A 24,887-nucleotide genomic window follows, 5' to 3' on the forward strand; every position below is an offset into this window, starting at 1 on the left:
TTTTGGTTAAATCCTGCGGCAATGTGGAAAATTTGACTCTTTGGTTCATTGAGGCAAGGCAAGAGGTGCACAACCGCATTGAAGCATGTGCAAACAGTGTAATTTTGTCACGAATGCCCCCATCCGAGCCCCAATCATAGCCGTAAAAATACGGATAACCCAACGTCAAATAGGAAGAATCTAGACTAACGGCTGATGCACCCATCCTTCCTGGGCGGAATCAGCAGACGGGTAAACACGTTGTGATGGGATGCAGTCAATTTGGGCAGATGCGCAAGCGCAGCCCACACCCAGCCACTCTCAGAGGTTGCGTAGCCTGCGGATCATGCCGGGGCGGCAGGCAAAGGCAAACACCCAGGCAATCCTGCCGGCAAAACCAACCACGCCCCCGCTGCATAGAGTTTTCGCGCCAGTGCTGGCTGATCACTTTCCAAGGTCACACTCCAGGACGTGGCGCCGATCACGCGGATGTCTGTGGCAAGATCTGCGGTGAAATCCACACCCGGCCAAAGCACCACCTGCGCGGGCGCCGCGTCAGAGAGCAGGCCAACCAAGACCAGCGTCGCCACCCAGCCAAGCAACATCAACGGCAGGGCGATAAGCACCGACTTAATAGTCATGAATATGCTCCAGACGGGCCCCACTGGCTGCGATCTGCGTCAGAACGGTTGCCAGATCGGTGACCTTCACCATCATCAAATGACGGTAATCCCCGTAGCCTTGCCGGCGGAAAGACACCAGCGCGCCGTCCCGTTCCGGTTGCGGGGATGTCAGCGTCAGAAGGATGTCATCGTTGCCGGCAATCTCAACAAATTGGACACCCTCCGCCGCCATTTGCGCCATCAACAAGGTCAGCGCCCGATAGCGTGGCGTTTCAATCACCGCGCCTTCTGCGCGCCGCTCGATCAAAGCGACCTCACCATAGCGTGTCACCATGTCGTCGCTGAGGCCGGTCACAACCATCTGCAACCGCAGCGCATCAACCCCTGTTGCAGCAACCGCATCGGCAATCACCCCCGCATAGGCAGCCTTGGCCCGATACTCCAAACCAAGCGCCAGCTTCCGTTCCAGATCGCGCAGACCACCACGCGATTGCAACGCCGCCGCATCCCGATTGAAATCCCATTTGTACCACGGCACCTGCTGCAGAAAACGCGCGTAATCCGCCGCTTGCTGCGCCGATACATCGTCCAGCGGTGAACGCTCCGACCCGCGCAAGAGCGTTGCGAGGCGCCCCAGGGTTTCCTCATAGGCCGCTTTGAACGCTAGTTCGGCAGTGAAACTGACCCCAATCACATAGACCATCTGTTTGGTTCCGCCGTCCACGCCGCCGTGGGCCGCAGCCTGGGTTTTCAGATCGCAAAGCGACGACCAGAAACCACCAATCGCGCGGAAGAACCCATAGTCATGTGGATCACCGGTTCGAATGACCTCAGCGTAGTCATCATAGGCATGGACAATGTGCCATTCAGGATAGGTCATCAGGGTGCGGTTTTCGGGGCGGTGCGCCTCTGTCGGCAGGACAGGTTGATAGGACGCCGTACCTGCCGTGCCCCGACACCCCAGCTCCACATAGCCAACCGACGCGCCAAGGATCAGCACCAGTGCCAAGAGGCACAGCGCCAACCGTTTGATCCAACGCCCGATCCCCCTCATCGCTACACCTTTCTCAGCCCTGCATAGGCGGCCAGCCCGCCAAGCGCTAGATGCGGTAGATTGGCCAAAAGCCGCGGCAACGCCAGGTCAAACCCAAGGGAGGCATTGGTGAAGATCCCCAGATCAAGGAAACCCCAGCCGGTGAACAGACCGAAGACACCGTCGGCAAGGTAAGCCAGTCCAAATAGCACCAAATAGCTGCGCGCCGCCCGCTCTGAAATCAGCCCCGCCCCCAGCGCCCAAAGCGCAGAGGCCAGATGCAGCGCATCATCGTATGGATCCAGCGCAAAGACGCCGAACACCAGACCTGCCTCATCCCGTACCCCCGGCACATAGTTCAACCCGGCCACCGCCAGAAGTACCACAAAGTATCCAAGTGTCAGTTTGCGTCGCCCGCTCATAGCGCCCCCAAATAGCTGTCCCACAGATTGTTGCGCAGGACCAAGTCCGGGTCCAGCTTGCGTTTCGCCTCGGCAAATTCAGCAGCTCGTGGATAGGCACGGGTCAACTGATCCAGTCGCGCATGGGGCCGGTACGGCAGATAGTAGCTGCCTCCAAGGGCCGTTATGCCGTCAATCAGAGCCTGCGTCATCCGCTGCATGTCCGCCTCGGCCCGATCGGACATTTCTTGACTGAAGGACATCACCGCCGCAATCCGCGGCACTGTCGCATAGGACAGCAAGCTTTCATCATCCTGCGCCACGTACCGCAGGGTGACATTCAGAAACTCCTGATAAGAGGCTGGGATGACATCGCGACAAACCTGAAGGAAGCCGCCAAACTGGTCAAACCCAATGAAATACTCATGCAGAATGTCGGTCCGCGTGGGATCACGGTCATCCAGTGTTGCAACCGGCTCGTTGATCAAACTGTTGCGGGTGGTTTCCCCCCCACCAAGTGCCGGCCCCAAGGTGGTTTCATTCCACCATCGGAAAGACTTCATCGTTTCATTGCCCAACTGCGCCCGGTAAAGCCGCGAGGCCACATGCGCCATCCAGCCAGACCCTGGCGCGGCCGGCAGGTCGTCTTGATCCTTTGTGGCGCGATAGGTGATCAGCAAGGCGTCTTCGAAGAAACGCCCCCGCTCGACGTTAAGCCGCCCATAAGCCATTGAAACCTCAGGGTCCAAGACGGCCGTCTGGAAGGCAGTGGCAAAAGAACCTGCCGGCATCTCCTCAAATCGCGGCACCAAACGCTGGTTGGGCGTGGCCTGAACATCCAGATCCAGCAGGATCCCTACCAAGCCATAGCCCCCCATCGCCATCCCAAAGAGCGCTTCGTTTTCGTCCCGCGAACAGGTCACCACGCTGCCATCCGGCAACATCATCCGCAGGCTACGAACCGTTGCCCCCATCGGTCCATGCGGCACTGGCCAGCCATGGGCATTCACCGAAAAGGTCGCGGCGACTCCAAAATCATTGTTTGATTGCATGATCTTAGGCGACCAGCCCAAAGGATCCAGAGCCGCAATCACCTGCGACCAACGGGTGCCTGCATGCGTGCGGTACAGTCCCGTGGCACTGTCGAGCTCAACAGTTGCATTGTCAAAAGTGATCGCAGTGCCCTGGCGTGGAATGGCCTGCCCGCCCATGGAGTGACGCGCGGCACCGACATTCACTGGACGCCCCGCCGCCCGCGCCTCCCTCAGTTCCTGCCTCAAACGGGTGATCAAGGCCTCTCCGGCGTCGTCGCGCAGGGTCAGATGTTTGGCAATGGGCGTCTGGGACAGGCCGCTGGCATCATTCAGGCTCAACGTGTCATCCACGGGCCCGAGCAGCGAAACCCCGCGCAGGTCGGGCAAGGCCGGCGTCAGACTGCGGGTCACGCCCCACCCAATTGCCCCGCCAACGCCCAAAAGCGCAGCACGACGTGAAAGCTGTTTCATCTCAATCGCCTTTGAAATTGGTACTTTAAATCCGGGTCAGACCCGTGCCCAATATCGGGAGCAACCGTTGACATTGCAAGTCAGCCAATGGCTGCCCTGTCCTCTGACGGGAGGACGCATCTGTCAGCCTCAGGGCGAAACACGCCCCCCCATCGAACCAAAGCAATTCGGCCGTCGCCCTTATCGCTAGCGGCAGTTTTCCATTGAACTCCGCACCTTGCGCCGCGCGACCCAGCGCCTAAAGTACGCGCATGCCAAAGGTCAGCCTCCTTATCCCGCTCTATCGGTCAAGCCGTTTCAACCGGGTGATCTGTGCCAATATTCGCGAGGCCTTGAAACTAGACGCCGAAGTTATCCTGTCGGACAGACACGGAAATAGCGATTTCACCAACCACCTTCGACAGCAGTTCCCAGACAAACGCGTTCGTATTCTGAGCGCCGGTGATGAATCCAATTGGGTGCAGAACATCAACCATCTGATGCTGGCGGCACAGGGTGACTATTTCCGTATCTTGCCCCATGACGACAGCACAACAGCGCAAGAAACATCCCGCTTGGCCGACGCGTTAGACGCACATTCCGATGCGTTTCTTGCCTATGGCAGCGTCACCGCCATCGACCTCTCCTGCGCACCGCTGCCAGCAAGAGACTGTATTCATCCTGCCCAAGATCAGCCAGACAACGCGTGGACCCCCGACCACATTCTGCCGCTCTTTTGGAAAGGTCTTTACGGCGGCGCCTTCAAAGCCCTGATCCGTCGCGATCCTGTGGTGTCGCACCAGTTGTGGATCAAGGAAACCCAACGGTTGATGCACTCCGAACGCGCCTGGTTATTTGCGCTGGGATGGCTTGGGCGTTTTCACCTGGTTCCCGGCAATATGCTGACCAAACGTTTCTTCGCCTCCAGCACATCGGCGCAATGGAACAGCACCGAATTGGATCTCGTCAGCACCTGCAAGGTCATGCAGGCCTACGCGCGGGATCTCATCCCAGATCATGCCTTGCAACAGCATGTGCAAGAAGACCTCAGCAACAACCTAAGACTGGCGCTTGGCGACAGTCGTTAGAGCGGGGTCAGAACAGAGGACGGCGGTTGTGTCGTTCAGAGAGATGTCCAGTTTCAACGCCTTAATTCTTCCCGCGATGTATTGAATCAGCGTCGTTACCGATTGGTTGGGGGTTGATTTTTTTGGTGTTTTTTTAACAAAAGAGCCGCCCTTTTTGGGCGGCTTTTTGGTTGCGGGAGCAGGATTTGAACCTGCGACCTTCAGGTTATGAGCCTGACGAGCTACCGGGCTGCTCCATCCCGCGCCAATGCGCTTGTGATCGTTTAGAGGGATTTGGTCTTTATTAGGTTTGGCGGTGACCTACTCTCCCACACCTTAAGATGCAGTACCATCGGCGCTTCGGTGCTTAACTTCCGAGTTCGGGAAGGGATCGGGTGTATCACTCGTGCTATGACCACCAAACCGAATAAAGACCAAGGGGCGTTTTTGCCCCGATATCAACGTGTTGTCCAGTTTTTGTTCACTTAGTGTATGCTCTTGATTTGGTCTTACTTTTACTGGATCAAATCAAGCCAATCGGACCATTAGTACCAGTCAACTGAATGCGTTACCGCACTTACATCTCTGGCCTATCGACGTGGTGGTCTACCACGGTCCTCAAGGGATACCTTGTTTTGAGGGGGGCTTCCCGCTTAGATGCCTTCAGCGGTTATCCTGTCCGTTCATAGCTACCCAGCACTACCGTTGGCACGATAACTGGTCCACCAGTGGAACGTTCACCCCGGTCCTCTCGTACTAGGGGCAACTCCTCTCAAGTATCCTACACCCACGGCAGATAGGGACCGAACTGTCTCACGACGTTCTAAACCCAGCTCACGTACCTCTTTAAATGGCGAACAGCCATACCCTTGGGACCTGCTCCAGCCCCAGGATGAGATGAGCCGACATCGAGGTGCCAAACACTGCCGTCGATATGGACTCTTGGGCAGTATCAGCCTGTTATCCCCGGCGTACCTTTTATCCGTTGAGCGATGGCCCTTCCACGCGGGACCACCGGATCACTATGGCCGTCTTTCGACTCTGCTCGACTTGTCAGTCTCGCAGTCAGGCTGGCTTCTGCCATTGCACTCAACGAGCGATTTCCGACCGCTCTGAGCCAACCTTCGCGCGCCTCCGTTACTCTTTAGGAGGCGACCGCCCCAGTCAAACTACCCGCCACGCAGGGTCCCGGATCCGGATAACGGACCGCGGTTAGACATCAAGCAGAATAAGGGTGGTATCTCAAGGGAGGCTCCACCAGAACTGGCGTCCTGGTTTCAAAGCCCACCACCTATCCTGCACATATTGTGCCTGATGCCAGTGCGAAGCTGTAGTAAAGGTGCACGGGGTCTTTCCGTCTAACCGCGGGAAGCCTGCATCTTGACAGGCAATTCAATTTCGCTGAGTCGATGTTGGAGACAGCGGGGAAGTCGTTACGCCATTCGTGCAGGTCGGAACTTACCCGACAAGGAATTTCGCTACCTTAGGACCGTTATAGTTACGGCCGCCGTTTACCGGGGCTTCAATTCGACGCTCTCACATCTCCTTTTAACCTTCCGGCACCGGGCAGGCGTCAGACCCTATACGTCGTCTTGCGACTTCGCAGAGCCCTGTGTTTTTAGTAAACAGTCGCCACCCCCTGGTTTGTGCCCCCAGCCTCTAGTTGCCTAGAAACTGGGCCTCCTTCTCGCGAACTTACGGAGGTATTTTGCCGAGTTCCTTCAACATCGTTCTCTCAAGCGCCTTGGTATTCTCTACCAGTCCACCTGTGTCGGTTTAGGGTACGGTCTTAAAGAGGGGCTATTTCCAGGGACCAATTAGCAGCCCATTCAATCCAATAAGGATGAACTACCTTCATGATCCGTCACCACCTCACGGCCTAGGAATATTAACCTAGTTCCCATCGACTACGCCTTTCGGCCTCGCCTTAGGGGCCGGCTTACCCTGCTCAGATTAGCTTTAAGCAGGAACCCTTGGACTTTCGGCGACAGGGTCTCTCACCCTGTTTGTCGCTACTCATGTCATCATTCTCACTAGTGATCTCTCCACCGGATCGCTCACGCGCCGGCTTCACAGAAAGCACTCTATCCTGCGCTACCTCCCGGAGGAGATAGAAGAGGATGAGTGCTATGTCACACTACGCTCTGCTACCATGCACTATGTGCATCCTCAGCTTCGGCTCATGGCTTGAGCCCCGTTACATCTTCGCCGCAGGACAACTTATTTAGACCAGTGAGCTGTTACGCTATCTTTAAAGGATGGCTGCTTCTAAGCCAACCTCCTGGTTGTTTTGGTCGTCCCACCTGCTTTCCCACTTAGCCATGAATTAGGGGCCTTAGCTGGAGGTCAGGGTTGTTTCCCTCTCCACAACGGACGTTAGCATCCGCTGTGTGTCTGCCATCTAGTACTCCCGGGTATTCGGAGTTTGGTTAGGATCAGTAAGCCTGTGGGGCCCCATTACCCATCCAGTGCTCTACCCCCCGGGGTATTCGGATGACGCTCTACCTAAATAGATTTCGCAGAGAACCAGCTATCTCCGAGTTTGATTGGCCTTTCACCCCTAGGCACAACTCATCCCGACCTTTTTCAACAGGTGTGGGTTCGGCCCTCCAGTAAGTGTTACCTTACCTTCAGCCTGGTCATGCCTAGATCACTCGGTTTCGGGTCTGATCCCACGAACTCATTCGCCCTATTAAGACTCGCTTTCGCTGCGCCTACACCTATCGGCTTAAGCTTGCTCGTGAGACCAAGTCGATGACCCATTATACAAAAGGTACGCCGTCAGCTCGCAAGGAGCCTCCGACTGATTGTAGGCGTTCGGTTTCAGGTACTGTTTCACTCCCCTCGTCGGGGTGCTTTTCACCTTTCCCTCACGGTACTGGTTCACTATCGGTCAGTAAGGAGTACTTAGCCTTCGAGGGTGGTCCCCCGATGTTCAGACAGGATTTCACGTGTCCCGCCCTACTTAATACGTCCAATCATGCTTCCTATACGGGGCTGTCACCCACTTTGGCCGACCTTTCCAGGTCGTTCTAGTCACATTCATGGCTCGGCTGGTCCCCGTTCGCTCGCCGCTACTAGGGGAGTATCTGTTGATTTCCTTTCCTCCGGGTACTTAGATGTTTCAGTTCCCCGGGTTCGCTCTTAAAACCCTATGTATTCAGGTTAAAAGTACCTGTCTCACCCCATTATTGATAGCAGAGCTAACAATAACAGAATGTCAGGTGGGTTGCCCCATTCGGAGATCCAGGGATCAAAGCCTATTCTCGGCTCCCCCTAGCTTATCGCAGAGTATCACGTCCTTCATCGCCTCTTACTGCCAAGGCATTCACCAAACGCCCTTCTCGCGCTTGATTTGATCCAGAAAGAGTAAGACTTCTTAGTGTGCTACCGCCCGAAGGCTACTTGAGCACGAAGACTTCCACATCCGGGCTGGTTCGACCGGATGCTCACTTTCTGATCAAAAGCATACTATATCCCGCTCCTTACCCGAAAGACTGCGCTGCCGATGTCGGTCGGCCCCACGCAGAAGGTAAGGAACATTGCAAGATCTCTCGATCTTGCGGGTTCAATCTCTTGCGGAGATTGAACCGGGTTAGTGTACTTGACTTGGACAACTCTGTTCGTTTCAGCAGGGATACGTTGCATAAAGATCGAGGAAACAATCTCTATCACGCCTCTCCCGAAGGAGACCTACTGAGATCGTCCGCTTACTTACGGTGATCAAACAGGTTGTTGATATTTCTCTCTAAACGATGTCAGTTCCGTCTCTTGCGAGGCGGAAGCGTGTCCGATTGGACGGTTAAGAACCAGGGTCTGGTGCTTAACGATCTAATCGAACGCTCTTATCTTTGGTATCTTGCGAAGAATGGTGGGTCGAGGAGGACTTGAACCTCCGACCTCACGCTTATCAGGCGTGCGCTCTAACCACCTGAGCTACCGACCCATCCTTGGAAGGCTTAGTCGGAGGAGAGTGGTGGAGCCTAGCGGGATCGAACCGCTGACCTCCTGAATGCAAATCAGGCGCTCTCCCAGCTGAGCTAAGGCCCCTAAGCTGACCACACGAGGTGTCGTGCGGTGCGTAATCCTGAAGAGATATGAGGACGGCCTGGTCCTCAGTGTCCATGAAGGACCTGATGATATTGATCAGCGTGACTTGCTGATCGTTGCTAAGTGCATCCACGAAGTTGAACAAGTTCAACCTGCTAGGTGCATCCTTAGAAAGGAGGTGATCCAGCCCCAGGTTCCCCTAGGGCTACCTTGTTACGACTTCACCCCAGTCGCTGATCCTACCGTGGCCGCCTGCCTCCCCGAAGGGTTAGCGCAGCGTCGTCGGGTAGAACCAACTCCCATGGTGTGACGGGCGGTGTGTACAAGGCCCGGGAACGTATTCACCGCGTCATGCTGTTACGCGATTACTAGCGATTCCGACTTCATGCTCTCGAGTTGCAGAGAACAATCCGAACTGAGACAGTTTTTTGGGATTAACCCATTGTCACTGCCATTGTAGCACGTGTGTAGCCCAACCCGTAAGGGCCATGAGGACTTGACGTCATCCACACCTTCCTCCCGCTTATCACGGGCAGTTTCCTTAGAGTTCCCGGCCGAACCGCTGGTAACTAAGGATGTGGGTTGCGCTCGTTGCCGGACTTAACCGAACATCTCACGACACGAGCTGACGACAGCCATGCAGCACCTGTCACTAGGTCCCGAAGGAAGGCCTGATCTCTCAGGTTGTCCTAGGATGTCAAGGGTTGGTAAGGTTCTGCGCGTTGCTTCGAATTAAACCACATGCTCCACCGCTTGTGCGGGCCCCCGTCAATTCCTTTGAGTTTTAATCTTGCGACCGTACTCCCCAGGCGGAATGCTTAATCCGTTAGGTGTGTCACCGAATAGCATGCTACCCGACGACTGGCATTCATCGTTTACGGTGTGGACTACCAGGGTATCTAATCCTGTTTGCTCCCCACACTTTCGCACCTCAGCGTCAGTATCGAGCCAGTGAGCCGCCTTCGCCACTGGTGTTCCTCCGAATATCTACGAATTTCACCTCTACACTCGGAATTCCACTCACCTCTCTCGAACTCAAGACTAGCAGTATTAAAGGCAGTTCCAGGGTTGAGCCCTGGGATTTCACCTCTAACTTACTAGCCCGCCTACGCGCGCTTTACGCCCAGTAATTCCGAACAACGCTAACCCCCTCCGTATTACCGCGGCTGCTGGCACGGAGTTAGCCGGGGTTTCTTTACCAGATACTGTCATTATCATCTCTGGCGAAAGAGCTTTACGACCCTAAGGCCTTCATCACTCACGCGGCATGGCTGGATCAGGCTTGCGCCCATTGTCCAAGATTCCCCACTGCTGCCTCCCGTAGGAGTCTGGGCCGTGTCTCAGTCCCAGTGTTGCTGATCATCCTCTAAAACCAGCTATAGATCGTAGACTTGGTAGGCCATTACCCCACCAACTATCTAATCTAACGCGGGCTAATCCGTCACCGATAAATCTTTCCCCCGAAGGGCGTATAAGGTATTACTCTCCGTTTCCAGAGGCTATTCCTTAGTGTCGGGTATATTCCCACGCGTTACTAACCCGTCCGCCGCTCACCCCGAAGGGCGCGCTCGACTTGCATGTGTTAGGCCTGCCGCCAGCGTTCGTTCTGAGCCAGGATCAAACTCTCAAGTTGAAAGCACCTTACGGTGCTATCCTTGACGTTCGAACCTCTGCACATACTGTTTTTCCAATTGACTTGGAAATGTCCCAACCGGCTGGTCGGGACGTTCTCTGTTTGTGACATCAGTACCAAAAGATACCGAAAGCCGACAAACAGTGAAGCTGACTATCCATCATCGGAACCGAAGCTCCTAGGTAGTTGATATATGTGCAGTCGTTCATTCATCGAATGAACCAAACCGCCCACATATCTCTTCAGATACCATCAATGTCAAAGAGCGCGGCAACAACCCAAGTCATCACCAGAGACAAAATCAACACGAAGCGCCAAAACCTTCCTGGCGCAACCTGCGTCATAAACCTCATATTTTGTTAACTTCAGACCCTGCCAGAGTTGCCTCCGTAGCGCCGTCCGCCGTCCCAACCTGCGCCTCAGCGCCGCCGGTGAAGGGGGTTCTAAGGTTATTCCAAACCACCCGCAAGCGCTTTTTGAAGCTTTCTGCTTCTTTTTTGAACTTTTCTTGAAATGACAATAAAAACAACCAGATAGAAAGCTCATTCAGCCTGAAGCCCCGCAAACACGCCGCAAGATTGCTGCCCTGCGGCATGACTTAGCGCAGCTTTCTGAATTATCCACAGAAATACCCCCAGACTCAGGGGGCATCCCCCAGCGTTAAGGCGCACACAGCCCTGCGGGCGGCAGCCGATAGCAAGGCTTTTTGTGTTTTTCCTTCGCAACCGGGACAGGCTGACCAACCGGCGCAACGCCGCCCTGGGGAAGATCGTGGCCAGACACCACATCGGTGACCTGCGCGTTCACCCTTGTTGGGAAGGCGTCGGTTTGGCGCTGCGCCTCCTCAGGTGCCTCAACAACGTCAACGACCATCCCGTTGACCGGTGTTGACTGCGACGCAGCCTGCCCGCCAACCATCGTGATGGCATTGAACAGAAGAAAACTGCAGGTGAAAGGGAAGGACACTGACGCAGGTCGCAAGGAAATCTCCAATTTGTTGAACCAATGGTTGGTACAACAACTTCCTTAACAACAAGTTTAGCTGTCAGGCCGGTGCCGAGCGTGGGCGCCGTTTGGGCAGCCTGAGCATCAAGAGGCTCAGTATCACCGCCATGTAGATCATCGGCTCAACCTGCCAGCCCTTCACCAGCCAAATGTAATGCACCCCGCCGAGGAGCACCGCAGGATAGGTCAGTTTGTGCAATTTGCGCCATCCCGCACCAAGCCGACGCACGGACCGGTTGTTGGAGGTCAATGCCAGCGGCAGCAATAAGGCAAACCCAGCCATGCCTATGGTGATGTAAGGACGTTTCAGGATATCGGCCCAGACTGCACTTAGCGTCTGCACATCCAACACCGCCCAGACCAGAAGATGGGCCAGCACGTAGAAAAAGGACAGCAACCCGATCGCCCGACGGAACTTCAACAGATTCAGGCCCAGATGACGCCGTGCAGGGGTAATGGCCAGTCCGACGATCACAAGCTGCAAGGCCAGTTCGCCATATTCATGTTCAAGCGCCTTCACCGGATCGACCCCCAACTGGCCATTGATGCCCTGCCAGAACAGGAAGGGCATAGGCACAGAGCCGATCAGGTAGACCATCCAGGTGGGCAGCTTGCGGGCATATCGGTTCAGCCAGTCAATCATCGGGTCAGTATACTCCTGTCACAGGGGCTTTAGTAGAACTTCGTCAGATCCATGCCGTCATAGAGGCTGGCAACTTCGGTCTCATACCCGTTGAACTTCAGCGTCGGGACCCGTTTGGCAAACAGCCCGCCACCGATGCGACGTTCCGAGGCCTGCGACCAGCGGGGGTGATCCACCTCAGGATTCACATTACTATAGAAGCCGTATTCCCGCCCGTTGGCGCGGTTCCAGCTGGTGGGGGGCTCTTTGTCGGTCAGGGTGATGCGGACCACCGACTTGATCGACTTGAAGCCATATTTCCATGGCACCACCAAACGCAGCGGTGCGCCGTTCTGGTTGGGAATGTCTTTGCCATAGATACCAGTGGCCATGATGGTCAGCGGGTGCATCGCCTCATCCAGGCGCAGGCCTTCAACATAGGGCCACTTCAACACTCGGGTTTTCTGGCCCGGCATTTCCTCGGGCCGGTAGAGCGTTTCGAAAGCCACGTATTTGGCGCCCGACTGTACCCCGGCCAAGTTCAACAGGTCGGCAAGTTCGAACCCATTCCACGGCACCACCATCGACCAGGCCTCTACACAGCGGAACCGGTAGAGCCGCTCTTCGATGGTCATCTTGGCCATGATGTCTTCGAACTGATAGTCGCCAGGCTTGTCGACCATACCGTCGATCTTCACGGTCCAGGGGGCGGTGGTCAGCATATGTGCGTTCTTGGCGGGATCATCCTTGCCGGTGCCGAACTCATAGAAGTTGTTGTAGCTGGTGATCTCTTCAAAGGTGTTGGCTTTCAGCGCTTCGGCCTTTGCTACGGTCGGCAGCCCTGTAACACCGGCCAGCCCAACACCCGCCATGCCCGCCAGCAAGCTGCGGCGCGACAGGTAGCTGCCCTCAAGGGTGACGTCATTTTCAGTCAGGTCGTTTTTCCAGCGTCCGGCCATAGCGTGTCCTTTCATTCCGTTAGGGGGAACCTAAGGCCAGAGACGGCAAGGGCCAAACCACATCGTCTCACATTGGCGTTGAGGGATTGAAACAATCGCGAACATATTACGGATCGCTAATATGTCTTGACCTAGGTCATGGTGGCCGCGCAGATAGGCGCTAGGGTCCACACCCGAGATGCGACCTGCAATGAAAGAGGCCCCCGATGAAACCCTTCCGCTTTGTTCCCGCCCTAGCGACCGCACTGGCAACCTCGCTGGCAACCGCGCTTGTCCTGACGGCCACCGCGGCCTCCGCCGAGATGGTGAAATACACCACGCAAGAGAGTTTTGAGGATGTGATCTTCGGGCTGGAAAACGCCATTCTGGACGAAGGGCTGGTGATCGACAGCATCAGCCATATCGGTGACATGCTGGAACGCACCCGTCAGGATGTGGGATCTGATGTTAACCTGTTTGCGGAAGCCAAGTCCTACAGCTTCTGCTCCGCCAGCCTGTCACGTGAGGTGATGGAAGCGGATCCGATGAACATCTCGTTCTGCCCCTACACCATCTTTGTTGCGGTTCTGCCGGACACGCCGGATGAGACGATGATCGGCTATCGCAGCTTTCCCGAAGGCGCGATGCAGAAGGTTGAGGCGCTGCTGGATGGGATCGTGAAATCCGCCATCGGGGAATAGGCCAGCAGCTCGCCCGATATATAAAGTGTGACTAGAACGGCGAAGCCCGGCGATGTGCCGGGCTTTTTTTTGCGGATCTGTCCCCTCAGACGCCTGACAAAAGCTCCGCCACTTCCACCGCATAGCGGTCCGTCATACCCGAGACAAAGTCGGTCATCGCATGTAGCGCCGCATAGTTGTTGTCCACACCACGCAAATCCAAAGACACGGCCCGCACCAACTGGCGTTCATAGTCCGGCAACCGATCCACGTCCCATTCCGCCCGCTCCAGGGCCACAAAGACCGGCAGGATACCGTCCAGCACCCGACGGATCACATTGCGGCCGCGCACCTCCAGTTTGGTTTTGCGTGGCGCGGTAAACAATTGCCCGTGCGCGGCGGTTTTGATGGCGCGGAAGGCATCGCCCAGCGCGCTGTCGGCAATCAACTCGCCCGAGTAGGTGCCGGCCATGATGGCCCCATAGTTCTGCTGGAACGCCTCCACACAGGCATCAATCGCTTTGCCGATGGCACGGGCGCGCAGATAGCAGACCTTTTCATAATCGCTGTAGCTGGATTGGTCGCGTTTGTTTTCCTCTTGGATCAACGCCCCCAGCAGCGCTTCAACCTGTTCAAACCGCAGATCCCCGGCCGAAAAGCCATCTTCCAGATCCACGATGTTGTAGCAAATGTCATCCGCCGCCTCGACAAGGAACACCAGCGGGTGACGCCGCCACCAGCGATAGCCGTCCGTGTTTTCCTCTGGCAGGCCCAGCGCTTTGACGGCATCGGCAAAGATCTGCGCTTCGGCGTCAAAGACACCAAACTTCTTGGCGCCGACATAACTCTCGGGGCCAAGCGCCTGTTTGGTCGCCGCGGTCATTGGGTATTTGGTGAAGGCCCCCAGCACCGCGTTGGACAGGCGCATGCCACCTTCGTTGCGATACATTTCAAGCCGCGTCAGGATACGAAAGCCCTGCGCATTGCCTTCAAACTTGGTGAACTCGGTCCATTTGCTGCTGTCGATGCCTTTAAAGATACTGCGGGGCGCGTCAAATTTCTCAGCAAACCAGCGGCCAATGGATTCCTCGCCGGAATGACCAAAGGGTGGATTGCCAATGTCATGCGCCAGGGCGGCCGCATGCACCGTGCCTGCAACCTTATAGGCCGCACCGGCCGCTATGTGGCCTTCGGTTTCCAGCCAATGCCCCACCAGCATCCCAAGGTTCCGCCCAACGCTGGCCACCTCTTGCGAATGGATCATCCGGTGACGCAGGTGATCAATGTCATAGAGCGGATGCACCTGTGTCTTATTCGCCAGCCGCCGATAGGGCGCGGAGAAGATGATGCGATCGGCGTCCTGCACATGGTTCGGGCGGTCTGGCCGTTCTGGCCCGCCGCGTCCCTGATACCGTTCTGCATTCAACAACTGCTGCCAGTTCATTTCTGCCGCCATCGCTCTGCCCCTTTTTCTTTTATGCCGCACAAAACGGGCCCGCCCCGAAGGGCAGGACCGCCTGTTCTACTGGTCTCAGCGGGGTTAGTGAACCACCGCATCATCCGGACGTGGTTTGTTGCTGGCGCCCACACGGTCGCCAATGATCAACCCCTCGGCACCGGCACTGACCTCAACAGTTGCGCCGTCCAGCACCTCACCCGCCAAGAGCATCTCGGCCAGCGGGTTCTGCAAGGCGCGCTGGATCACCCGCTTCAACGGACGTGCCCCAAAGACTGGATCGTAGCCCGCATCCGCCAGCCAGACTTTGGCCGGCTCATCCAGCTCCAGCGTGATCTTGCGACTGGTCAGACGTTTCGCCAACCGGCGCAGCTGGATTTCGACAATGCCATCCATGTCGCCACGGCCCAGACGGTCGAAGATGATGGTTTCATCCAGACGGTTCAGGAACTCGGGGCGGAAATGTGCCCGCACCGCATCCATCACATCCCGTTTGGCATCCACCGCATCCGCGCCTTCGGGCAGTTGGCTAAGCGCCTGCGCACCAAGGTTCGAGGTCAGAATGATCAGCGTTTGTTTGAAATCCACCGTACGCCCCTGACCATCGGTCAGCACCCCGTCATCCAGCACCTGCAACAGCACGTTGAAGACATCCGGATGGGCTTTTTCAACCTCATCAAACAGCACAACCTGATACGGCCGCCGCCGCACCGCTTCGGTCAGCACACCCCCTTCATCATATCCAACATAGCCCGGAGGGGCGCCGATCAGCCGGGCCACTGCATGTTTCTCCATGAACTCCGACATATCGATGCGCACCATGGCGCTATCGTCGTCAAACAGAAACTCAGCCACGGCTTTGGTCAGCTCGGTCTTGCCAACTCCGGTCGGCCCCAGAAACAGGAACGAGCCCAACGGCCGGTTCTCATCATTGAGGCCCGCACGGGCGCGTCGCACCGCGTTGGACACCGCCGTGACCGCTGCATTCTGGCCAATCACTCGGGCGTGGAGGTCTTCCTCCATTCGCAAGAGTTTCTCACGTTCACCTTCCAGCATCTTCGCTGTCGGGATCCCGGTCCAGCGCTCCACAACCGAAGCGATCTGTGCCGGACGCACGGTTTCTTCCACCAGCATGCCGGTGTTTTCCTGCGCCTCGGCATCCGCCAGCTTCTTCTCCAGATCGGGGATGATGCCGTAAGACAGCTCGCCCGCGCGGGCCAGATTGCCTTCGCGTTTGGCGATCTCCAGCTGGGCGCGTGCGCGGTCCAGCAGCTCCTTCAGCTCCCGGCCAGAGGCCAGCTTGTCCCGACCAGCCTGCCAATTGGCCGTCAGCTCCGCACTGCGTTCCTGCAGTTCAGCCAGATCTTTCTCCAACGTTTCCAGGCGATCCTTGGAGGCCGCGTCATCTTCCAGCTTCAGGGCCTCGCCTTCGATCTGCAACTGCAGGATCTGGCGGTCCAGCTGATCCAGGTCTTCGGGCTTGCTGTCCACTTCCATCCGCAACCGGCTAGAGGCTTCGTCGACAAGGTCAATCGCCTTATCCGGCAGAAAACGGTCGGTGATATAGCGGTGCGACAGGGTTGCCGCCGAAACAAGCGCGGAATCCGAGATCCGCACACCGTGGTGCAGCTCATACTTCTCTTTAATGCCGCGCAGGATCGAGATCGTGTCCTCCACCGTTGGCTCTTCCACCATCACTGGCTGGAATCGGCGGGCAAGAGCGGCGTCCTTCTCCACATATTTGCGGTATTCATCCAGCGTTGTCGCCCCGACGCAGTGCAACTCGCCCCGTGCCAAGGCGGGTTTGATCAGGTTGGCCGCATCCATTGCACCGTCGGATTTGCCTGCCCCCACAAGGGTATGCATCTCATCAATGAACAGAATGATTTCACCGGCGGCTTCCGTCACCTCGGTCAGGACCGCTTTCAGGCGCTCCTCAAATTCACCACGGTATTTCGCGCCAGCGATCAGCGCGCCCATGTCCAGCGCCATCAGCTTCTTGTCGCGCAGCGATTCCGGCACGTCACCGTTCACGATGCGCAGCGCCAGCCCTTCGGCGATGGCGGTTTTACCCACCCCGGGTTCGCCAATCAGCACAGGGTTGTTCTTGGTCCGCCGTGACAGCACCTGCATCGAGCGGCGAATTTCCTCGTCCCGCCCGATGATCGGGTCAATTTTGCCCTCTTCGGCACGTTCGGTCAGGTCCATCGCGTATTTTTTCAACGCGTCATAGCCCTCTTCGGCCGAGGCCGTGTCTGCTGTGCGGCCTTTGCGGATGTCGTCGATAGCGCCATTGAGTTTCTGTGCCGAAACAGCACCGGCCTCCAGCGCGTCTTTGGCGCGGGATTTGACCAATGCCAACGCCATCAGCAACCGCTCTACCGGCACAAAGCTATCGCCGGCCTTTTTGGCAATCGCCTCAGCCTCTGACAGCACCTTGCCGGTGGCATTGTCCATATAGATCTGGCCCGCATCGCCAGAGATGCTGGGCTGTTTGGCGACGGCGGTCTCAACGGCTTCGCGCACGCGGTCCGGCGCGCCTCCGGCCCGTTTGATCAGATTGGCGGCAAGCCCCTGATCATCATCCATCAAAGCTTTCAGAAGATGCTCGGGCACCAGACGCTGGTGATTTTCCCGCATCGCAATGGTCTGCGCCGCCTGGACAAAACCACGTGCACGCTCCGTGAACTTATTCAAGTCCATCGTTCTCTCCTTTTTACAAGCGCCCGGTCGGAATAGGCGCCCGCTTGGCGGCACGCCCCTGTTTCGGGCCTCAACTTCAAGGTGGGGGGAGTCGCGGGCTGGATCAAGACCCATACTTCTGAAGGTCTCAAAAATTGGCAAAACCCGTCGTACTGCTAATCAAGAGGTTCTTAATCAGTATGTGAAAGACTGTCCCAATTGAGACGGTGCAGTCGCCAAGGAGAGGTTAAAATGCACATCACCAAGATCGAAGTTTCGGATCTGAAATCCACCGAAGGCACCGCGCGTGGCTTTGTCTCGCTGCATTGCGAGGAAGGGAATGTTCAGATGCACTGTTCGGTCACGGACCCCAAGGATCGTAACCCGCGTCTGGCGCTGATCTCCGAAGCGCTGCGTCAACTGGCGCGGATGCCGGAATTCCGTTCGGGGCGGCGCAGCTTCTCTTTCTCGAACTCGATCCGCGACGCTGATCCGGCGCTGGCCTGATCCACGGCTGAAAGCCCAGAAAAACAGGGGCACGCCCCTGTTTCAGCACATCTGACCGGTTGACCTGACCGGTTGATGCCGCCAAAAGAGCGCAGTTTTACCCAGCCGTAGGAGTGCCCTCTCATGTCCGACGATCGCCTCATTGTCGCCCTCGACGTTCCCAATGCCCTTGCCGGTCTGCAACTGGCCGAACAACTGGGGGACGCGGTCTCCTTCTACAAAATTGGCCTGGGCATGCTGACCGGTGGCGGGCTGGCCTTGGCCAATGAGCTGAAGCAGGACCACGGCAAGAAGATCTTCCTGGACGTGAAACTGTTCGACATCGGTGCCACCGTGGAAAACGCGGTGCGTGGGCTGGCGCAGTTTGATCTGGATTTCCTGACCGTGCATGGCGACCCCTATGTGGTGAAAGCCGCCAAAGAAGGCGCGGCGGGCAAGGATCTGAAGATCCTCGCGGTGACAATCCTGACCTCGCTGGACCGCGCTGATCTGGACGGCGCGCTGATCAAACCCGGCGACATCCGCGATCTGGTACAGGAACGGGCCGGCAAAGCCTTTGAGGCAGGCGCCGACGGCATCATCGCCTCACCGCAAGAAGCCGCCCTGATCCGCGCCCTCCCCGAAGCCGAAGGCCGCTTGATCGTCACCCCCGGCGTACGCCCTGCCGGCGCAGCCCTTGGCGATCAGAAACGGGTCGCAACACCTGGGCAGGCAATCAAAGACGGTGTAGACCACATTGTGGTGGGCCGCCCGGTCTGGCAGGCGGAAAACCCGCGCGCGGCGGCAGAGGCTATTCTGGCCGAAATGGCAGACGCTTAACCCCCGCGCTGCTGCAGATACATCTTCAGCCGTTCCGCAAAATGCGGGATGGCTTTGGGGTGGGCGATATAGTCTTCTGGCGACATCAACGCCCAGCCCTGCCCCTCATCCCCCAGCGCAATCTCCTTGCCCCGTTCCACCGGTAGATGCGCGGCAAAGAACCACTCCGGTGCGCCGGTGGACGAGGTAAACTCTTGCGCCCACTCCAGCGAGGTCAGCCGCACCTCAATCGTCAGCTCCTCTGCCGTTTCGCGCAAAACGCAGGCTTCTGGCGTCTCACCCGGCTCTGCCTCACCGCCCGGGAAGTCCCAATGATCCGGCCAGGGGATATCAGGCGTGTCATCGCGCAGCATCACTGCCAGCTGATCGCCAATAAACAGAAACAGCTTCGCGCCTCTGAACGCGGATTGCTCTTTTTCACCCATTTCACCCGATCCTGCTGACATCGCTTCCCTCGGTCTAAGCAATACTCTATGTTCACCCCCTGTTCACATCAATCCGTGCCTTGATATGCCCGCGCTTTGCAAATCCTGTCTGACCCAGTTTGAGCCCCCCAAGGCCCGCGGCATCCTGCGCTGTCCCAGCTGTGGTCTGCCGCGCGTGGTGGCGCATGACGAACTGTTCAACCTGTCCATCGCCCATATGGATTGCGACGCTTTCTATGCCTCGGTCGAGAAACGCGACAATCCCGAGCTGGCGGACAAACCCGTCATCATTGGCGGTGGCAAACGGGGGGTGGTGTCCACCGCCTGCTATGTGGCGCGGATCCGTGGTGTGCGATCGGCGATGCCGATGTTTCAAGCCCTTAAGCTGTGCCCCGATGCCGTTGTGATCAAGCCCCGCATGCAGGTTTATGTCGAGGTTTCACGTCAAATCCGCGCGATGATGGAAGAGCTAACACCCTCCATCCAGCCGCTGTCCTTGGATGAGGCGTTTATGGACCTTGGCGGCACCGCACGGCTGCACGGCGCCCCGCCCGCCGTGATGCTGGCACGTCTGGTGAAACGGATGCATGACGAGTTGGGCGTGACCGGATCGATCGGTCTCAGCCACAACAAGTTTCTGGCCAAGGTCGCCTCGGATCTGGAAAAACCGCGCGGTTATTCGGTGATCGGCAAAGCGGAAACCCCTGCCTTTCTAAAGGACAAACCCGTGCGGATGATCTGGGGCGTAGGGCCTGCCGCGCAGGCCTCTTTGGAACGGGCGGGCATTCGCACCTTTACCGATCTGCTGCGCTGGGAACGGGAAGATCTGTTCAAACGTTTTGGTCAGATGGGCGACCGTCTTTACCATCTGGCACGGGGACAGGATCATCGGTCCGTCAATGCACGTGAACCGGTGAAGTCGATCTCGAATGAGACCACCTTTTTTGAGGACACCTCGGACCCTGATCTGCTGGATGGCCATATCTGGCGGCTGGCCGAGAAGGTCGCGGACCGTGCCAAGGCCAAGGATCTGGCAGGGCGGGTGGTGACGCTGAAACTGAAGACTGCAGATTTCAAAACCCTTTCGCGCCGCCATACCCTGCGCGATGCCACCCAGTTGGCGGATGTGGTCTACCGCGAAGCGCGCGCGCTGTTTGACGCGGTGCCCAGCCGTAGGCCGTTCCGGCTGATCGGCGTTGGACTGTCCAATCTGGTCGATGCCGAGCAGGCCGGACTGGCCAGAGATCTGCTGGACCCCGAGGCCGCAACCCGCAGCAAGGCGGAGCGAGCAACCGATGCGATCCGCGAGCGTTTTGGCAAAGACGCGATCAAAAAGGGCCGCTCCCTGCGGTAGGCTAGCGGAAACATCGCTATTGTGGACTCGATAAATCCCGGATAATATTTATCCAGAATCAGTCAAGCAAATCCAGCCAGAGGTCCACAATGAAACTCAGCGACGGTGTTGAAACTGCTATCCACTGCACCTCTGCTCTTGCCGGGCTGCCCGAAAACGCAGTTATGGCGGCGGCCGATCTGGCCGAGTTTCACGGCGTGTCCTCCAGCTATCTGCTGAAACATCTGAAAGCGCTGGTGAAGGCGGGCATCCTGACTTCGGTTCCCGGTCCCACTGGGGGGTACCGGATGCAGCGCCCTGCCGAAACCGTCACATTGTTGGATGTGGTGCTGGCTGTGGAGGGCAATGAACCCGCATTCCGTTGCAAGGAAATCCGCAAGAACGGCCCCTGCACCTTGGGCAACGACGCTTTCCCACGGCCCTGCAACATCAACCGCGCCATGTTGAAGGCCGAACAGGCCTACCGCGCTGCATTGGCCGAAACCAGCATCGCGGATCTCAACAGCGAATTCCTCAACACCGGCGATCCCCGCGTCATTGACCGCGCCGAAACCTATTTTACCGCCCACGCGCGGGTCCGAACGACCTAAGACCTAACCAAAAATGGAGAATATGATGAAACCGCGTCTGAACCACTGGGCTGCGGCCCCTGAACTGATGCAAGCCTTTCTGGCTCTGAACACAACAATTGAAACGGCAGGGCTGGAGAAAAGCCTGATGCATCTGGTGAAACTGCGCGCCTCACAAATCAACGGCTGCGCCTTCTGCGTCGACATGCACACCCGCGAAGCCCGTAATGATGGCGAAACCGAACAACGGCTTTACCTGACCTCCGCCTGGCACGACAGCTTCCTCTATTCTGAACGGGAACGTCTGGCCCTGGGCTGGACCGAGGCGCTGACCCGTCTGGGGCCGCAAACGCCTGGGGATGCCGCCTATGAAGCGATGAAAACCGCTTTCAGTGAAGAAGAGCTGATCCAGCTGACGGCTGTCATCACCATGATCAACACCTGGAACCGGCTATCGATTGCTTTCCGGGCGGTACATGCCCAACCGGCCGCGCAGGCCGCTTGACGGGGCAGCGACAAGGGCCGCACTGACCTTGAGGTCAGTGCGGTCACTCTGCCGCCAGCCGTTCCTCGCGTTGGCCAATCTCTGCGATCCGCGCAATGACACCGCGCAACAGGCTGCGGAACGCTGAGAAGTTGTTGTTGGGCCGGATCAACTGCTCATTCATATAGAGCGACCGATCAATCTCGATCTGCACCGCATGTTGCCGCCGCGACGGGCGACCGTAATGCGAAGTGGTATAGGCGCCGGCAAAGGGCGTATTGCGCGCGACCCGAAACCCCGCGTCCAGAAAGGCGCTTTCGATCTGATCCACAATCCCGGTGTCCGCCGCCGCACCAAACCGGTCGCCCAACACAATTTCCGGCCGCGGCTTGCCCGCACGCACAACGCCGTCCACCGCTTCATGTGGCATGGAATGGCAATCCACCAGAATCGCCTCTCCAAAACGGGCGTGCGATTCGTCCAAAAGTTTCTGCAAAGCGGTGTGATACGGGTGGTAATAGCCCGAGATTCGCGCCTGTGCCTCGGCCAAAGACATTTTCCCGCTGTAAATGATCCGCCCGTTCGCCACCACACGCGGAATGATTCCAAGCCCGGAGGCGATTCTGGGATTGTGCCCGCCGCCGCGCACCCCTTCGATCAAGGCGGGGTCCAATTCGTCAGCGCTGCGGTTCATATCGATATAGGCCCGTGGGGCACCGGCCTTCAGAAATGGGGCACCAAACTGGGTGGCACTGTCAAAAAGCCTGTCTACAAAGGCATCTTCTGAGGTGCGGATGGTGTGTTCGTCCAGAATCGTGCGTTTCACAAAGCTGGCGGGATAGTCCCTGCCGGAATGCGGAGAGGCAAAAACAACACTGGTCACGCGCTTGTCGGGGTGTACAATCTCATAGGCAGATCGGGGCAAGGGTGTCTCCTTTTACAGAAATACCATAGCCTCAAAATTCTTCTGTCCAAAAGCCCTTGAAACCCCCAACGACTCCTTTTATAGAACCGCAACCGGCGCGGATTTCCGCCCCCCTTTCTTTCGAGGGAGGGGACGGAGCCGTAAAGGGATATGGGCGGTTAGCTCAGCGGTAGAGCACTTCGTTGACATCGAAGGGGTCACAAGTTCGATCCTTGTACCGCCCACCATTTCATTCGCTTCACTCTGAGGCGACCCGCGAAACCAGGCGCAAACGACGCGCCGCGAAGAAGGAGAAGACCCATGAAGGTCAAGAACTCGCTCCGCTCGCTGAAGCAGCGTCACCGCGACTGCCGTATCGTGCGCCGTAAGGGCCGCGTCTACGTCATCAACAAGACGCAGCCTCGCTTCAAAGCCCGTCAGGGCTAAGCGACGCGCTCATCAGAGCTTTCAAAAGACCGCTTCGTTCATTCGAAGCGGTCTTTTCTTTTGCGGTTAGCCCGTTGGCTGCTTAGCGCAGGCTGGCCGCTGTCAGCGCCGCCATGGTTTGCTGGGTGACATAGCCTGTGGGTGGGATGTTGGCAGAGCGTTGGAACGATTTGATCGCCTTACGGGTCTGATTGTCGAAACGCCCATCTGCCTGTCCCGGATTGTGACCGGTTTTCTCCAGCCCCTTCTCGATCAGCAGACGTGCCACGGGATTGCCCGCCACGGTGCGTTCTTCGGCTTTGTCCTGCGCGATCTTTTCGGCGGTGACACCGGGGTTGCGCAGTTCCTGAATGCGGGCGCGGGCCTGATCGGAATAAGGACCATCGGGGTAGCGCCGCAGGAAATCGCGATAGGCCTGCACAGTGTCGGCGTCCTGCGCCAGACGCCAGGCCAGACGGGCCCGTTCATCATCCGCCGCGTCACGTTCGCGTTCAATCGCTGCCAATTGTGCACGTGCATCATCGGCAAAGAGCCCGTTGGGATAGCGCTTCAGATAACGGCGCAGATCCTCTTCCAGACCGGTGATGCCAGTGCGCTGCCAAAACGCACGGTCCTCGGCCTCCACCTCGGAACGTTTGGCGCTGGCATCGCGGGACAGGCGGGTCATCATCGCGCGGGTCACATAGCCGGTGTCTTCAAAGCCACGGCTGCGCTGATAGGTGCTGATCGCAGCGCGGGTGCCTCGGCCAAAGACCCCGTCGACACCACGGGTGTCGTAGCCCAACAGGGTCAGATCCCGTTGGATGCCCCGTTTGTCCAGACGCGACAGTTGCAGCGCCTGTTCCTCGGCCTCGGCCTGTCGGCGGGGTTCATCCGCCAGCCCTTGCAGCAGGCGGCGGGCCTCCCCCACGAAGAGCCCATTTGGGAAGCGGCGCAGATAGGCCCGGTACCCATCGGCCGAGTTCACATCACGCACCGCACTCCAATAGGCGGCATCGCTATTGTCCACCGGGTCGGGGGAGGAACTGGCAAAGCCGGTGTTGCGCGGCAGATACCCTCTGAGGCTGACCCCATGCGGCATGCGTGCCGCAACATCGGCCAGTGGCTCAGTGCCATTGAGAACACCGTCCAGCGCCTTGGCCACGTCGCTGCCAAAGCCCGACATCAGCGTCACGCCCTGGCCAGGCGGGAACGCCCCCAACCCGATACGCAGCCCCTGCCCCGGCGCTTGGCGACTGCGCCAGCTGGGCGCCACAGCCATCAGCGCCTGACCGGGATAATCTGCCACAATGCCGTCCAAAGCATGCAGCGAGACCCCTTGCAGCGGTGCCGTCAGATCCGAGACCCGACCAGATTCGCGCCCCAGCAACCAAGTGTTGCCTTCGCTGGCGACCACCCGGCCAGAGACAAGAACCACCACACGCTCCACCTCAGCGGCGGTCAGTTCGTTGCGGAATTCCTGCACCCGCTCTGCCATGACGCGGGATTGCAGGTTATCGCCGCCGATCACGCGGAACCCGGCTGCGCGCAGCCCCCTTGCAGCATCATTGAACCGCAAGGCGCTGGTTTCCTGCCCGTTGGCATAAACCCGATTGGTGAGGACCAGGGCGATGTCTTCGGCCCAGAGGGGGCTGGCAAAACTGGCGCTGGCAACCAGCGCGGCGGTGAAATGGCGTAACAAATACATTGTTGAGACCTCCTATAGAGACCGCATCACCTTAGCCC

The 24,887-nt window shown here is 57.8% G+C and carries 20 protein-coding genes, 4 tRNA genes and 3 rRNA genes; 9 read left to right on the forward strand and 18 right to left on the reverse strand.

Going from position 1 to position 24,887, the window contains the following annotated elements; genetic code table 11:
• Positions 1 to 323: 323 nt before the first annotated feature.
• From SIC14_RS03020 to SIC14_RS03035, 4 genes are read right to left on the reverse strand one after another with little or no spacing between them, the layout of a single operon-like run.
• On the reverse strand, positions 324 to 620 hold the full coding sequence (locus SIC14_RS03020; protein WP_412564364.1) for a hypothetical protein: 297 nt from the start codon (positions 618 to 620) through the stop codon (positions 324 to 326).
• Positions 610 to 1,656, reverse strand: a complete 1,047-nt coding sequence (locus SIC14_RS03025) for a hypothetical protein (RefSeq protein ID WP_412564365.1) — start codon at positions 1,654 to 1,656, stop codon at positions 610 to 612. The genes SIC14_RS03020 and SIC14_RS03025 overlap by 11 nt, the downstream gene beginning before the upstream one ends.
• 2 nt (positions 1,657 to 1,658) lie before the next feature.
• Positions 1,659 to 2,057 (reverse strand): hypothetical protein, encoded by a 399-nt coding sequence (locus SIC14_RS03030; RefSeq protein WP_412564366.1) that lies wholly within the window; start codon positions 2,055 to 2,057, stop codon positions 1,659 to 1,661.
• A complete protein-coding gene (locus tag SIC14_RS03035; RefSeq protein WP_412564367.1) occupies positions 2,054 to 3,541 on the reverse strand; it encodes an FAD-binding oxidoreductase in 1,488 nt (495 codons plus the stop codon). Before SIC14_RS03035 ends, SIC14_RS03030 begins: the two co-directional genes overlap by 4 nt.
• A gap of 251 nt (positions 3,542 to 3,792) precedes the next feature.
• On the opposite strand from SIC14_RS03035, the gene SIC14_RS03040 reads away from it, so the two are divergent.
• Positions 3,793 to 4,608, forward strand: coding sequence for a glycosyltransferase (locus tag SIC14_RS03040; protein WP_412564368.1), 816 nt, complete (start codon positions 3,793 to 3,795; stop codon positions 4,606 to 4,608).
• A 167-nt stretch (positions 4,609 to 4,775) separates the two neighbouring features.
• Here SIC14_RS03040 and SIC14_RS03045 read toward each other — a convergent pair.
• The 9 genes from SIC14_RS03045 to msrP all read right to left on the reverse strand — a co-directional run bounded on the left by SIC14_RS03045 (position 4,776) and on the right by msrP (position 12,856).
• A tRNA-Met gene (locus tag SIC14_RS03045) sits at positions 4,776 to 4,852 on the reverse strand.
• Positions 4,853 to 4,895: 43 nt separating this feature from the next.
• Positions 4,896 to 5,010 (reverse strand): 5S ribosomal RNA (gene rrf, locus SIC14_RS03050).
• 101 nt (positions 5,011 to 5,111) lie between these two features.
• Positions 5,112 to 7,943: ribosomal RNA gene (locus SIC14_RS03055) — 23S ribosomal RNA — on the reverse strand.
• 513 nt (positions 7,944 to 8,456) lie between these two features.
• Positions 8,457 to 8,533: transfer RNA gene (locus tag SIC14_RS03060), tRNA-Ile, on the reverse strand.
• Between the two features lie 28 nt (positions 8,534 to 8,561).
• Positions 8,562 to 8,637: transfer RNA gene (locus SIC14_RS03065), tRNA-Ala, on the reverse strand.
• Between the two features lie 171 nt (positions 8,638 to 8,808).
• Positions 8,809 to 10,270, reverse strand: a 16S ribosomal RNA gene (locus tag SIC14_RS03070).
• The 16S, 23S and 5S rRNA genes sit together here with 3 tRNA genes alongside, the layout of an rRNA operon.
• A gap of 349 nt (positions 10,271 to 10,619) precedes the next feature.
• Entirely contained in the window at positions 10,620 to 10,865 is a 246-nt protein-coding gene (locus SIC14_RS03075) for a hypothetical protein (RefSeq protein WP_412564369.1), read from the reverse strand.
• A 450-nt stretch (positions 10,866 to 11,315) separates the two neighbouring features.
• Entirely contained in the window at positions 11,316 to 11,918 is a 603-nt protein-coding gene (msrQ, locus tag SIC14_RS03080) for a protein-methionine-sulfoxide reductase heme-binding subunit MsrQ (RefSeq protein ID WP_412564370.1), read from the reverse strand.
• Positions 11,919 to 11,947: 29 nt separating this feature from the next.
• Positions 11,948 to 12,856, reverse strand: a complete 909-nt coding sequence (gene msrP, locus SIC14_RS03085; RefSeq protein ID WP_412564371.1) for a protein-methionine-sulfoxide reductase catalytic subunit MsrP — start codon at positions 12,854 to 12,856, stop codon at positions 11,948 to 11,950.
• Positions 12,857 to 13,062: 206 nt separating this feature from the next.
• On the opposite strand from msrP, the gene SIC14_RS03090 reads away from it, so the two are divergent.
• Positions 13,063 to 13,536, forward strand: a complete 474-nt coding sequence (locus tag SIC14_RS03090) for a DUF302 domain-containing protein (RefSeq protein WP_412564372.1) — start codon at positions 13,063 to 13,065, stop codon at positions 13,534 to 13,536.
• A gap of 85 nt (positions 13,537 to 13,621) precedes the next feature.
• Here SIC14_RS03090 and dgt read toward each other — a convergent pair whose 3' ends face one another.
• Complete coding sequence (gene dgt / locus SIC14_RS03095) at positions 13,622 to 14,971, reverse strand: dGTP triphosphohydrolase (RefSeq protein ID WP_412564373.1); 1,350 nt, start codon at positions 14,969 to 14,971, stop codon at positions 13,622 to 13,624.
• A gap of 84 nt (positions 14,972 to 15,055) precedes the next feature.
• Positions 15,056 to 17,674, reverse strand: a complete 2,619-nt coding sequence (gene clpB, locus SIC14_RS03100) for an ATP-dependent chaperone ClpB (RefSeq protein WP_412564374.1) — start codon at positions 17,672 to 17,674, stop codon at positions 15,056 to 15,058.
• Positions 17,675 to 17,905: 231 nt separating this feature from the next.
• Between clpB and SIC14_RS03105 the strand changes: the two genes are divergently transcribed.
• Together SIC14_RS03105 and pyrF are read left to right on the forward strand one after the other, a co-directional pair.
• Positions 17,906 to 18,160 carry a hypothetical protein gene (locus SIC14_RS03105; RefSeq protein ID WP_412564375.1) on the forward strand — a complete coding sequence of 85 codons (255 nt, stop codon included), beginning with the start codon at positions 17,906 to 17,908 and terminating at the stop codon, positions 18,158 to 18,160.
• 123 nt (positions 18,161 to 18,283) lie between these two features.
• On the forward strand, positions 18,284 to 18,979 hold the full coding sequence (gene pyrF, locus SIC14_RS03110) for an orotidine-5'-phosphate decarboxylase (RefSeq protein ID WP_412564376.1): 696 nt from the start codon (positions 18,284 to 18,286) through the stop codon (positions 18,977 to 18,979).
• Here pyrF and SIC14_RS03115 read toward each other — a convergent pair.
• Positions 18,976 to 19,404 (reverse strand): NUDIX hydrolase, encoded by a 429-nt coding sequence (locus tag SIC14_RS03115; RefSeq protein WP_412564377.1) that lies wholly within the window; start codon positions 19,402 to 19,404, stop codon positions 18,976 to 18,978. The two genes, pyrF and SIC14_RS03115, sit on opposite strands and share 4 nt — an antisense overlap.
• Positions 19,405 to 19,489: 85 nt before the next feature.
• On the opposite strand from SIC14_RS03115, the gene SIC14_RS03120 reads away from it, so the two are divergent.
• The 3 genes from SIC14_RS03120 (at position 19,490) to SIC14_RS03130 (ending at position 21,832) form a co-directional block, all read left to right on the forward strand.
• A complete protein-coding gene (locus SIC14_RS03120) occupies positions 19,490 to 20,758 on the forward strand; it encodes a DNA polymerase IV (RefSeq protein ID WP_412564378.1) in 1,269 nt (422 codons plus the stop codon).
• A gap of 89 nt (positions 20,759 to 20,847) precedes the next feature.
• Entirely contained in the window at positions 20,848 to 21,348 is a 501-nt protein-coding gene (locus SIC14_RS03125; RefSeq protein WP_412564379.1) for an RrF2 family transcriptional regulator, read from the forward strand.
• 25 nt (positions 21,349 to 21,373) lie between these two features.
• Positions 21,374 to 21,832, forward strand: coding sequence for a carboxymuconolactone decarboxylase family protein (locus SIC14_RS03130; RefSeq protein ID WP_412564380.1), 459 nt, complete (start codon positions 21,374 to 21,376; stop codon positions 21,830 to 21,832).
• A gap of 43 nt (positions 21,833 to 21,875) precedes the next feature.
• Here the strand turns inward: SIC14_RS03130 and SIC14_RS03135 are convergent, their stop codons facing one another.
• Positions 21,876 to 22,736: an N-formylglutamate amidohydrolase gene (locus SIC14_RS03135; RefSeq protein WP_412564381.1), complete on the reverse strand. Its 861-nt coding sequence runs from the start codon at positions 22,734 to 22,736 to the stop codon at positions 21,876 to 21,878.
• A 152-nt stretch (positions 22,737 to 22,888) separates the two neighbouring features.
• Between SIC14_RS03135 and SIC14_RS03140 the strand changes: the two genes are divergently transcribed.
• Positions 22,889 to 22,963, forward strand: a tRNA-Val gene (locus SIC14_RS03140).
• A gap of 73 nt (positions 22,964 to 23,036) precedes the next feature.
• Positions 23,037 to 23,162, forward strand: coding sequence for a type B 50S ribosomal protein L36 (gene ykgO / locus SIC14_RS03145; RefSeq protein ID WP_058319430.1), 126 nt, complete (start codon positions 23,037 to 23,039; stop codon positions 23,160 to 23,162).
• Positions 23,163 to 23,244: 82 nt separating this feature from the next.
• On the opposite strand, the gene SIC14_RS03150 is transcribed toward ykgO, so the two are convergent.
• Entirely contained in the window at positions 23,245 to 24,849 is a 1,605-nt protein-coding gene (locus SIC14_RS03150) for a peptidoglycan-binding protein (RefSeq protein ID WP_412564382.1), read from the reverse strand.
• Between the last annotated feature and the right edge of the window lie 38 nt (positions 24,850 to 24,887).

It is taken from the genome of Thalassobius sp. MITS945101, assembly GCF_047123305.1.
In the GTDB taxonomy this organism is placed as follows: Bacteria; Pseudomonadota; Alphaproteobacteria; order Rhodobacterales; family Rhodobacteraceae; genus Thalassobius.